9 protein-coding genes and 1 pseudogene are annotated in these 11,844 nt (G+C 65.5%); all 10 read right to left on the bottom strand.

Going from position 1 to position 11,844, the window contains the following annotated elements:
* Positions 1–181: 181 nt before the first annotated feature.
* Positions 182–1,384, bottom strand: a complete 1,203-nt coding sequence (locus tag KA712_25715; GenBank protein MCG5056355.1) for a FecR domain-containing protein — start codon at positions 1,382–1,384, stop codon at positions 182–184.
* Complete coding sequence (locus KA712_25720) at positions 1,384–1,980, bottom strand: RNA polymerase sigma factor (GenBank protein MCG5056356.1); 597 nt, start codon at positions 1,978–1,980, stop codon at positions 1,384–1,386. Before KA712_25720 ends, KA712_25715 begins: the two co-directional genes overlap by 1 nt.
* A 58-nt stretch (positions 1,981–2,038) precedes the next feature.
* The gene (locus KA712_25725; protein MCG5056357.1) at positions 2,039–3,010 is read right to left on the bottom strand and encodes a hypothetical protein; all 972 of its coding nucleotides are present in this window, start codon (positions 3,008–3,010) and stop codon (positions 2,039–2,041) included.
* A 39-nt stretch (positions 3,011–3,049) separates the two neighbouring features.
* Positions 3,050–5,689, bottom strand: a complete 2,640-nt coding sequence (locus KA712_25730) for a tetratricopeptide repeat protein (GenBank protein MCG5056358.1) — start codon at positions 5,687–5,689, stop codon at positions 3,050–3,052.
* A gap of 170 nt (positions 5,690–5,859) precedes the next feature.
* Complete coding sequence (locus KA712_25735) at positions 5,860–6,039, bottom strand: hypothetical protein (protein ID MCG5056359.1); 180 nt, start codon at positions 6,037–6,039, stop codon at positions 5,860–5,862.
* A 125-nt stretch (positions 6,040–6,164) separates the two neighbouring features.
* Positions 6,165–7,598: a hypothetical protein gene (locus KA712_25740; GenBank protein MCG5056360.1), complete on the bottom strand. Its 1,434-nt coding sequence runs from the start codon at positions 7,596–7,598 to the stop codon at positions 6,165–6,167.
* Positions 7,595–8,056 (bottom strand): 3-hydroxyacyl-ACP dehydratase FabZ, encoded by a 462-nt coding sequence (fabZ, locus tag KA712_25745; GenBank protein ID MCG5056361.1) that lies wholly within the window; start codon positions 8,054–8,056, stop codon positions 7,595–7,597. The genes KA712_25740 and fabZ overlap by 4 nt, the downstream gene beginning before the upstream one ends.
* A gap of 183 nt (positions 8,057–8,239) precedes the next feature.
* Positions 8,240–8,845 (bottom strand): OmpH family outer membrane protein, encoded by a 606-nt coding sequence (locus KA712_25750; protein ID MCG5056362.1) that lies wholly within the window; start codon positions 8,843–8,845, stop codon positions 8,240–8,242.
* A gap of 136 nt (positions 8,846–8,981) precedes the next feature.
* Positions 8,982–11,417: an outer membrane protein assembly factor BamA gene (gene bamA / locus KA712_25755; GenBank protein MCG5056363.1), complete on the bottom strand. Its 2,436-nt coding sequence runs from the start codon at positions 11,415–11,417 to the stop codon at positions 8,982–8,984.
* Positions 11,418–11,844, bottom strand: a pseudogene (locus KA712_25760) (ATP-binding cassette domain-containing protein).

Consider the following 11,844-nt stretch of genomic DNA (forward strand, 5'->3'; position numbering starts at 1 on the left):
GCCCCCGGACGCGCCGTTTCCCCCCGCTCCCGCGCTTGGACCCACCCGCAGGTCGACCCCAATCGGGAGCTCTTCCGTACACGCGCCTCCCAAAACCCCAGCCAGTAGGGCCCACTGCCAGACCCCGGCCCCACCTATCCTGGTACCGTTTCGGCTTACGTTCACGGCTACCGCGTCTCGGTCAGTCGCCCGACGTCGTTTCGAGAAGCCGCGCGACGTCGTCACGGCGTTCACTCCGAGGGTACCTCTTCAAAAAGCGTTCGGCTTCGTCCCGTGCGCGGCGCGTGTCCCCGAGCTTGGCATAGGTTTCCAGCGTGGACAGATCCACCTCGGCGCGCAGCAAACCGCTGGGCCGCTCCTTTCGGTAGCGCTCCCATATCTGCAGCGCCCGCCGCGGGTCCAGCTTGTGATCTCGCCAAATACGCCCGATCTCATAGGTTGCGTTCTCTCCCGCAGGTCCGTCTTGCTCCGCGACACGCTCGAGCAAGGTGATCGCGCGGTCCGGGTCGCCCTGGGCCAAGGCTGCACGGGCTTGCTGAGACAAGGTTAACGGCACGGGCGCGTTGACCGCAAGCCCGCCCGCGGCCGGCGCTTCCGCCGGAGCCGCCGGAGCCGTTGCAACGGAAGCCAGCTTGCCGCGCCCCCGGCTGCCCGCGGCCGGCTTCGATCGACCCACGTCGCGTGGTGTCGAAGGCGCGCTCAACCACCCCGTCCAGGTCTGCCCCGCCTCGAGGCGCACCGCTCGGTCACCCTCCGCCACTTCGACCACGCCTTCAAATACTTCGACCCCGACTTGGTCGCGCTCGACCGAGACGGAAAACCGAGTGCCCACCACCTTGACCTCGAAGGGCCCCGCCGCGACCTTGAACTGCCGCCCCGGGGGCTGCTTTGGAACCTCCAGCGTGATCTTTCCGGTCTTGAGCTCCGGCAAGTCCTTGCTGTCGACCGCGAGCTGCGTGTGGGTCGCGAGTGCGAGGCGAGCGCCGCCCCGCAGACGTACTTTCATGGTTTCCCGAGGTCCCGTACGGACCACGGCAGGGCCTTGGAGGAAAGACTCAGGCTCGATCTCGGGGACCGTGACGTTTTCCACGGCCACCGAAAGGCTGTCTGCCTGCTCAGCCTCTGGCCACACGAGCAGAGCCAGAGATGCCGCCATACCGAAGGCCATACCCGCCAAGACGAGACCGGGCCAGCGCAGCCGTCGCGACGCCGGACGCTCCATGGATTGGTTCATCTGGGCGCTGAGCCCCGTCCAAATTCTCCGGCGGGCAATCTCATCGCCAGCGCGGGCGCGTGCCGCGGCAAGACCCTTGCGGAGGACATCCCCCTCGGGCCCCGAGATCAGCCAAGCGTCCTTCGATCCGAGATCTTCGCGCGTCCCCATCACGCCGTTCCTTCCTGGCTTGCCCGTCGCCAGGTGGTTTTTTTGGCCAGCTTCGTCAGCTCGGCGCGCGCATGGTGCAAGCGGGACCAAACGGTATTTACCGGGCAACCCACGATCTCGGCAACCTCCTCCACAGGCAGCTGTTCGATTTCGAAGAGCAAGAGCGCCGTGCGCTTTTTCGGGCTCAGCTTCTGGAGCATGGAGTCGAGCAACTCGAGCTCTGAGGCCCGCTCGACGTGCTCGGCAGCGGAGGGCGCCCCTTCCGTCAGATGCTTGACCTCCCGCCAAAGCAGGTTGCCGAGCATCTCGCGCATGCGGCGGCGGCTGCCCATACGCTGCACGTGCCGGGCGGCAATGCGGTAAATCCAGGTCGACAGCTGCGCGTCGCCCCGAAACCCGGGCAGGCTCCGGTAGACGGCCATGAATACGTCTTGAACCGCATCGTCACGTTCATCGGCCGCCACGCCGAACGCGGCAACGAAGCGCATGACCTGGCCGACGTGTCGGTCGTAGAGCACGCGCCAGGCCTGGTGATCCCCAGCCACGCAACGCGCGACGAACTCCTTGTCTGAAACTCGTGGAATTTGCTGAGCCATGCCGCCCGGTGCCATCTTTTCTCCTAGTTAGAGGACCTGGTTAGGCCGCTTCATCATTCTAAAACGCAAATCCGGCTCCCACACCGAAATCGGCGAAAACCCGGGGCGTCCGGTCGACCACGCGGTCCGCAGCTCCCATTTCGGGGCCCTCCAGGACCAGTTCATGCCGCACGAGAGCCACCCGACCTGTCAGGGCAACGTGGACGAACCATCGGCGTCCGGGATGCCAGCGGTAAAACGCTTCGGCATGCACCCAGGGCTGGACCGCCCAGCGTCTGTCGCTCGCGTCGGGCTCTGTCCGCGCGGCGCCCTTGAGGGCCAGGGCCGCTCCCCCTCGTCCCCCCAAAAGGTGGCGCCCTCGTCCCCCAAGATCCCAGGCGGGGCCGACCGCCAGGGATGCCCAGAATTCGCGGGCCTCACCCTCTCCTGCGCGGCGGGAGCCCAAGGCGGGCCAGCGAAGGGGCTCCGGAACACCTCCCCCCAGGCAGAGGGCGATCCCGGCGAGGCCCCGGGCACCCAAGAGCCGAGGCAGGCCTTTGTGAAGAGAAAACTCTAGCTCTGCGCCGAGGGCGCCCACGCCCTCACGTCCGCTGCGCGTCCGCGCGAGCGCCGCCAGGCCGACTCGCACGGGCTGGGGGGCCGCGGGGGCCTCCAGGGCGGCAGGCGGGCGAGGATCGCCCCGCCCCACGTCGAGCTCGTCGAGATAGCGCTCGACGATGATCGCGACCGTCTCGGCCAACGCGGCGCAGTCGTTGGCGGTGTGAGAGGATTCGAGCCGCCGTGACAGACGGGCCGTCCCCCGGTCGTCAAAGAGGACGATGGTGGGGGCCCCGGCGGCGCCGCGCACTTCCAGGCGCATGACCCCCACGTCCCCGGGGGCCGCTGAGGCCGTTACCATACCGGGCAGGTGAAGGGAGAGCGCGGCCTCGATCTGTGCGACGGACGGGCAAGCCTGCTCGCCTTGCGCCGTCACGTTGATGAGAGCACCCGACGAAAGGGCCAGGCTGGCAACCCCGAACCATGCGAACACGTCGACATGGTATCAGAGGCCCCTTGGCCTGCACCGCGTTCAGGTTGCGAAGGCCTCGAACTTGTCGCTGGCCCAGGCACGGGCCCGGATGCCCTCGGCCTGTTCACGCAGGTCACCCGCCACGTCCCGCCGGCCCATTTTGTGCTCGAACGCCGCATAGGCTCGCAAGGTCCGTCCCAGCTCGAGCTCGGCGCCCCTGTCCGAGAGCACCTCGATGGCGCGATCGAAGATCTCCCGGGCGCCGCCACGATCGGGGTCGCCCGGCGCCCCGGCCATCATCGCCTCTGCCATCGTGCGGAGCGCCGCGCCCACGAGCGAGGGCACACCGATGGCTTCCGCCACGGTCAGCGCCGCTTCAGCGTGGTCGCGTGCCGAGAGCACGTCCATCATCGCCAGCTTCACTTCGGCCAGGCCCCGCTCGGCCTGTGACACCAGCCGCTTCGTCCCGAAACGATCGGCCAACTTCCGGGCCGCCTCGAACTCGAGCTCGGCCTGCTTCGGCCACGCGACGAGCAGCAGACACTCACCGATCTGAATGCCGAGGTGCGCCTCTGTCAGAGGATCGGCCAACTGGCGGACCACCTCACGCGCTTCTTCGAGCAACGCTCGGGCCCGATCCGGCCGTCCCAACTCACGCTGTACGGCGGCCTGATCCATCAGCGCAAACGCCACGCCGCGCGGGTCACCTTCGCTGCGGGACACGTCGAGCGAGACCTTGAAGCAGGCTTCCGCCGCGAGGAGGTCGCCTCGTTGGACCTCGCACAGTCCCAACCAGGAGAGCGTCAACGCCTTGCCCCGGTGGTCTCCAAGCTCGTCCCGCAGCGCCAAGGCTTTGCGGTGCCAGGCCATGGCCGTGTGAACGTCGCCCGTGAGCATGTGCACGCGGCCCACATCGTCCTGACTTGCGGCCACACCTGGCAGGTCGCCCGCGAGTTCGAAGAGCAAGCGGGCCAGCTCGAGGTGCCGCAGCGCCAGTCGGTAATTGCCGAGCGTGCGATGCAGCCGGCCGATCCGGGCATGAGCGGCCCCCCCCTTGGCGGGAAGATCCAGCCGCCACGCCAGATGCAGCATCTCGGCAAAATGTGCCAGGGCCTCGCGGGTTCGTCCCAACCGCGCTGCCACGTCACCCAGCTGGTGAAGAGCATCCATCTTGTAAACGGAGTCCGCCATGTCGAGCAGGCGAACCCCCTTCAAGTAAAGAGTGCGCGCTTGCTCGAGACGACCTTCCTCGCGCATGCGGTCGGCCGCGGCCACGAAGCACTCACCTGCCCGTCGCCCGTCGCCCCCTGCCTCGTAGAGTGTGCCCAGCCACTCGAAGCGGTCCGGCCGGGCATCCAGCAGCATCCGCCCTTCAATCCACTGGGCCGCAAACAGCCGGCGGCGACGCATGAGCTCGGGATCCACAGACCCGTAAAGGATCTCGCGGTCCCCCGGAATGGCGAAGCTCCATTCGGTCTCCCCCGCCAGCCGAGGCTCGGCGAGCCGCTCGAGGTGTCCGCGCGCCTCGAGCATGACCAGTATCTGGCGGGTGTGCTCGATGTTTGGATCCGGAGCGAACACGGTCGTGGGATCCGGTGGCACACCGCCCAATCGTCCGAGTGCGATCACGCCGCCGGTGGTGAACGAATGGCCAAACGCTGCGCCACGAGCCAACAGGTCACGTTCGGCAGGCGAGAGCGCGGCCACGCGAGAAAACGCGATCTGCTCCGGTGACAAATCGATCGGGCTCGCGCCCGTTTCTTCCACGTCGAGCCTCCAGGTGCCCTGCCCGGCCGCCTGCGTGAGGAACCCCCGTCGCCAATATCCATCGAGCAACCGCAAGACCGTACGAGGGTTGCCCCCACTTTCGTCCTCGATGCGATCGAGGAGCCGCGGGTCTGCGGGGCCCGAGAGCGCCGAGTTGACCAAAACGGCAACTTGCGCGGGCTCTAAGGGCGCCATGTCCAGCCGCACGTGGCTGCCTCCTGAACGCCCCCACTCGGGATGCCGCACGTAGAGCTCGGGACGGGCCGTGCAAATGATGACGAGGGGCGCTTCGCCGAGCTCATTGCAAAGGCGTGCGAGAAGGTCGAGGGAGGCCTCGTCTGCGACATCCAAATCCTCGAACGCCACCACTAGAGGCGTGATGCGCGCGTCCTCCTCGAGGAAGCGGCACAACACGGCTCGCGCGACGTCCGCGTACGACTCTGGCTTTCCTGCCAAGGCATGAAGCAGAGGGCTTTCGGGCAGCTCGAAGCCGAGGAAAGGCGCCAAAAAAGCGGCCACCTCCGCAACCCGGCGGTCACCGAAAACGGACTGGAGCTCGCCCCGAAACAGCTCCATGGCAGTTTGCCGTCCCATCTCGCGGGTGAGGCCAAGACGCATGCGCAAGAACGCCCCCCACCACGCAAACCTCTCGGGCGTGTGCTTCGCCGCCACCGTGGCTTCTCGTCGGCCCGCCCGAACCACGCGGAAGACGCTGCGCTGGGTGACGTCGTCAAGCCAAGCCTGCAACAGGCGAGACTTGCCGATTCCGAGCGGTCCGCTCACGGTCACCATCTGGGGCGCCTCGAACCGAACGGCGCGCTCGAGAGCCGTCTCGAGGGCCCGCCACTCGGTAGGTCTTGCCACGAAAGGCAATTCCATCTCTGCAAGCGGCAGTGGCTCTATGCGGGTCACGTCCAGGGCGTCGTCCCTCATGCAGCCATGACATGACGATTCACCGAGGAGGGCAATAAATCGAACACGAAGCGCCGTTACGTATCTCCGACGTTTCTAGAGCCGCCGCGGCTCGGGCCCACCGACGTCCCCCGAAGCGCCACCCTCGCCCGAGCCGAAGCACTGCGAGAGCCCTTGGGCTCTCGGCCCCCCTACATTCCGATGATGACCACCCCGCGTTCGGGCTGCGGCTCTCCCGGCCAGCTGACCGGGCGCTCGTAAGCGTCCGGGTCAGGCTCGGGAAGGGGCAACTCGAGCACCGGCTGTTCTCGTCGACGCCGTTCTTCGCTCTCGCGGCGCCGAATCTGTTCGATGATCCACGGGTCGAGCATGGCTACCCCCTTTGTCTTGGCTTGCTACATCACCGCCCCTTAGTCAAGCAGCGGCTGTTTTTGGCGCTTTCTTGAGACCCTCCAATCATCTGATGCGGCACCGCCCTCCGGGGATTCGTTCGTCCTCACGGTGGTGTGAGTCGGAGAGAGTAAGGCTCAAGGAAATTCGAACGCTTGGCCGACTTTTCTCGAACTTGGACGAAGAAACACTCGGGGAGCTCCAGCCCCTCCAAAGTCACCTGGCGGTCGGCGCTGATGGTCTCGCTGGTCACGAGGCGCCCCGTCGCGTCCAGAACGTCGATCTCAAGCGTCGAGTTGGCCGGCGGCACGACCATCAGGCTCTTCGAGGCGGGCCTACAGAAGCGAAACACGTCAACGTCTCCCGCGGGATGAATGCGCCCACTCAGCGCGTCGGCCGTGCGTGTTGGCGCGGTCGAGAGCTGGTCGTTCGGCTCCTGCTCGAGCTCCGGGGCGGCGGGAACTGCCGCCAGGGTCAGGCGGTACCGTCGATCGGTTATCGCACCTGCCGTGTTCTGCACCTTCACCATCACCACACCGTCCCCGGGCGGCTGGAAGCCAGCAAGCTGCAAACGCCCACTGGCGGGGCGCTGGTACCCGTAAAGCATCGTGCCCGCCGCATCGGCGAACCCCACCTGAGCCGCAGCGTCGCCTGGCAGCTGGAGGTCGAGATCGATCACCATGCCGGCCAGCGCCGAAGGAAACCTCACCTGAAACCAGTCGGTGTCTTGGCGCCATCCGAGGTGCCCCGCCATTTCGGCGGTGGCGGTTGCAACGGCGACCACGGTGGCCCGCTCCGGCGTGCCGTTCGGCTCCCGTTCTTCCCCTGCGCCGAGGGACCTCAGGCTCACGGTGAGAACGAAGGGTACGGGCTCTTCGGAGGGAGATTGGCCTCGGCCCACGCGCACGAGCAAATCGCTGGACGCGCCGATGTCCAGGTTCGGTACCACGAGCGCCTCACCCTCTACGGTGTTCGTGATACGCACGAGCGTTGCCCCGCTTGCGTTCGAGACGTCGAGGCGCAGAGGAGTGGCAGCGCTCGCCCCGGGGAGCGCCTCGAGCGCTATCCGCACGACGAAGGCAGGTTCCGTCGGCCCCTCCACGCCGGCGTCCGCACCTTCGGCTGCGTCAGGCGCCGCGGCATCGGAAGCCTCTCGCCTCTGGCTGAGCCGAAAACGAAATGTGTCGACGTCGGTGGCCCCCGCGAGCGTTCCCGACACGCGCCATTGGCGCGCTGCCGGCGGCCCTTCCACGTCGAGTTCGAGCGCCGGCGCTTCGGCGAGATGAAGCAACTGGGCCTGCGAGGGAAAGTTGTTGGGCTCAGACTCGGCGATCGCCACGACGTCGGCCCCTGGGTCCCCACCCGTACCCGCGTCGTGCTCGACCACCTCGACGGCAACACCCTCCCCTGCAGGCAGAAGGACTTTCCGCGAGCGACATCCTGCGAGTCCTGCAGGTGCCGCGAGGAGCACCATCAGCCCCACGGCGCACGCCCGCGACGGGGGACGCGTCTCGAGCCGAGGGGGAGTGCCTTGCCTCATTCCCCCTGCTGAGCACTCTTGGGCTGACGAGGCTGAATGCTGGCGAGGAACTCGGCTTCGGCCGCGATCTCGCCGTCCACCTTTGCTTCGCCTCGCAGTTTCCAAATGGAGGCGCCCTTGCGCAGCGGCGTGACTTCGATGGTCAGCTGATCCCCAGGAACCACGGCCCTGCGGAACTTCACCTTGTCCACGCCCATCAGCAGGATGAGCGTCTGACTCGGATCGATCTTCAGGACCTTGCAGGCCATCAGGGCCCCCGCCTGGGCCATGGCCTCCACCTGCAGCACACCCGGCATGACGGGAAAGCCAGGGTAGTGGCCGTCGAAGTACGGTTCGTTGCGGGTCACCATCTTGCGGGCGACGATCTTGTCGTCCGTCAGGGAGTCCACCCGGTCGATCATCAAAAACGGGTAGCGGTGCGGGATCAAGGCTTCGATGGCGCGAACGTCGAGTTCCATGGACAAGGCATCTCCTGAAGGGTCGGGGTCAACGAGGTCGGGAAGCTGCCCGGGCGAAGCCGCGCCTCTCGAGCGTGGCGATCCGCTCCGGGACGCGCACCGTCGGCGCGTCAGCTGGCCGGCGTCCTCTGCGACCAAGGCGCGGAACGGGGCCGCGCCGCGAGGCCGAGGTGGGCGGGGGGCTTACTTGCCCTTCTTCTTGGCCGGCGCCGCTGCGGCAGCCGGCGCACCGCCGCCGTCTTTGTTGTAGCGGCGAATGACCTCGTTGGTGAGGTCCAGGTGAGTCTTCGCGAAGATGATGCCCGCCTGGTTGCGGTCGAGCACCAGCGAAATCTCTTCGGACTGGGCGATCTGCCCCACGATGCGTTGCATGCGCTCGACAATCGGTGCCAGCACCTCTTGCTCCCGCTGGTTCAGCTCCTGCTGATTGCGCATCAACGCTTGCTGCAGCTTGGCCAAACCGTCCTGAAGCTCGGCTTCTTTTTCGAGCCGCTTGTCCTCGGGCAACAGGGTCCGCTTCTTTTTGAGGTCGTCGCCCGCCTTCATCAGCTCTTGCTGACGCTCGTCCAACTCCTTCTGCTTCTTTTCGAGCGTCTTCTTGAGCTCTTCGCGGGCCCGGCGCCCATCCTCGACTTCCAGGAGAGCCCGCTGCATGTCGACGTAGGCGATCTTCACCGGCTCCTCGGCTTGCGCCGTCCCGCAGACGCCCAGGCTCGCCGTGAGGCCCAAGAAAAGGCTGCAGACGACGGGCAGGAACCTCGGCACCGGTGCATTGACGAAACGAATCATTGGCAGTTGTCTCCCGAATCCCTTTGATATTGACGTTGGGGAAGGCCCATCGAATAGCACGCCCCGTCTCTGCAGGGAAGTTCCGGCCCACTAAGAGCCCTTCGCTTGGGGGTCCCTGAAGAAAGACGCTTGTCGGCTAGAAGAAATTCCCGATCGTAAACTCGAAGACCACCGGTCTTTCCGCTGAACTGACCCTGTAGAAGGGAATGCCCCACTCGAAGCGGAGGGGGCCGATGGGCGAAAACCAGCGAAACCCGAAGCCCCAGCTGGTACGGAGGCTGTTCAGGGGAAAGATGACGTTGCAGGGGTCAGCCGAGGGGTGAACGTCCGGGGGCCGAAGGGCGCAGTATTGGCTTTCCGTATTGAACGCGTTGCCCGCGTCCACAAACATCACGCCCTTGATGCCCACCTTGGGAACGATCGGAAATTCGAGCTCGAGGTTGCCGATGAGCTGGAGGTTGCCGCCCACCCGGAAACTGGAGAGCGCCGCGTCGGGCGACTGGGTGTTCGGCGCACGGATCCTGGGCCCCAGCGAGCGGGGGGAATAGCCGCGGATGTCGAAGATGCCGCCCACGAAGTAGCGTTCGGTGATGGGAACGCCCTGGGGGTTCCGGCTCGTGATGAGGCCCGCTTCGAGCTTCGTTCTCAACACGAAAGGTCCCCAGATGGGGTAGAAAAACCGGGTGGCCGCTTCGTAGCGCGTGAAGGTGTTTTCAGAGAAAAAGGCCGGATCGGCAAACTCGGCCGAGAGGGTGTTGAACCACCCTCGGGTCGTGAAGAGCCGGTTGTCCCGCGTGTCGTGATGCATGGTGACGCGCCACGATGAGGTCAGCCCCGAACGCAGAAGGTTGGCCAGTGACCCGTTCGGTATCGGATCCCGCAGGCCGCTGAAGAACAGGCTGCCCCGGGTCGAGGTTCGCACACCAACCTGCTCGAGGGTGTAGGTGAGCAGCAGGCGCACGTCGTCGTGGAGCAGATAGCCCCAGGTGAGACTTCCACCAACTGACTCGCGGAAGAACGAGAAGAAAAAACGCTGCTGGTTGAAGAGGTTGAACCCGAAGGTCCACCGGGTGTCCAGGAAGTAGGGATCCTGGAACTGAAGCAGGAAGAGCCTGCGGATCGACGAGAGCTGGGCCTGTAGGGTCAGCATCTGCCCGCGGCCAAAAAGGTTGTTCTGCGAGATCTGAGCCTGTGCGATGAAGTTTTCTACCGAGGAGAAGCCCGCACCGATCTGGAACGCCCCCGTTTGGCGCTCGGCCACCTCCACGTTGATCTCCATCCGGTCATCCGAGGTGCCGCGCGCGGTGGCCATATCGGCCCGCTCGAAGAACCCAAGCGCCGTCACCCTGCGCTTCGACAGGTCCAAGGCTGACTGGCTGAACTCTTCGCCCTCGACGATCCGCATCTCGCGCCGAATCACCTTGTCGCGGGTCTTCGAGTTTCCCCGGATGTTGATCCTCTCGACGAAGACTTTTTCGCCGCGCTGAACGTCGAAGGTCAGGTTGACTCGCCGTGAAGCCTCGTCCTTATCGGTCAGCGGCGTAACATTGACGTAGGCGTAACCTTCGTTTTTGAAGGTGTCCATGATCGTCTGCATGTCCTGCGTCAACTGCGAACGATTGAAAAGCTGTCCGGGTTTGACGGAGATCAGCTTGAGGTAGGCGTCCCGCGGAGCGATGAGTTCGCCCACGATGTTCACGGTCCCGAGCTCGTAGCGGGTCCCCTCCTCGATCGGAATCGTGATGAAGAGCGACTTTTTGTCCTGTGACAGCTCCATCAGGGGTTCGCCGATCTTGACGTCCACGAACCCCCGGTCCCAGTACCAGGACTGGATGAGCAGAAGGTCTCGTTGGAACGCGTCTTCTCGGTAGGTTCCCGACGACGTGAGGAGCGAAAACAGGTCCCCCTCACGGGTCAGCATCACGCCCCGCAGGTCCCGGTCCGACGCGTGCTGGTTGCCGACGAACGTGATGCGCCTCACGTCCACCTTCGTGTTCTCCTGGACGCGAAAGTAGACGTCCACCTGGCCCTTGTCCTGAGGCTTCACCTCGTAGGACACGTCGGCCATATAAAAGCCCCGCTCGATGTAGAGGTCGCGGATCTTTCCTGAGTTCTTCTTGACCTTCGCGAGGTCCAGGATCTCCTCGCGCTTGATGTCGAGGATCTCGTTGATCTTGCTGAGGCCGATCTCATCGTGCCCCGAAATGTAGATTTTTCGAATCGATGGCTTTTCCTTGATGACGAACGTCACCACCAGGCCCTTCGGGCCACGTGCCGTTTCCACCTGGACGTCGTCGAAGAAGCCCATGGCCCAGATCGCACGGACGTCCTCTCGCAGGGTTTCCTGCGTGAGCGTGATGCCGGGCGCCGTCCGGATGTTCACCCGAATGGCATCGTCCTCGACTTTCCGGTTCCCCCGGAAGCCAACCGCGGCCACGTCGAGTGAGTCGCCCTCGCCCTCGCCCGCCCCCTCGGCCTGCGCCCACAGGAGCGGCGACAATGGACCCGCCCCCAAGAGCGCCCAAAGCCCGAGGGCCTGAAGGACCTTCCGCAGGTGTAGAGAAGGTCGCATCTAGCCCACCACCTCCTCGATTACCCCGTCCACCATACGCAGGCGCCGGGGCACCTGCGCCGCCAGCTCGTCGTTGTGGGTCACGAGCAAGATCGTCATGCCCAGCTCGCGGTTCAGCTCGAAAAACATGCCGTGCATCTCACGGCTGGTCCGCGTATCGAGATTCCCCGTGGGCTCGTCGGCAAGCAGAAGCCGCGGCTTCAAGAACAAGGCCCGCGCCAATGCCACGCGCTGCTGCTCTCCCCCGGATAGCTCACCTGGCCGGTGGGTAAGCCGATGGGACAACCCGACCCTGTCCAGGATCTGCCGAGCTCGGCCTCGCATTCTCGGCGGTTTTGACGCCGAATCAGACCTGGCATCATCGCGTTCTCCATCGCCGTGAACTCGGGCAGCAGGTGATGAAACTGGAAGACGAAGCCAATGTGGT

This window comes from Myxococcales bacterium, from assembly GCA_022184915.1.
Taxonomy (GTDB): Bacteria; Myxococcota_A; Polyangia; order Fen-1088; family Fen-1088; genus JAGTJU01.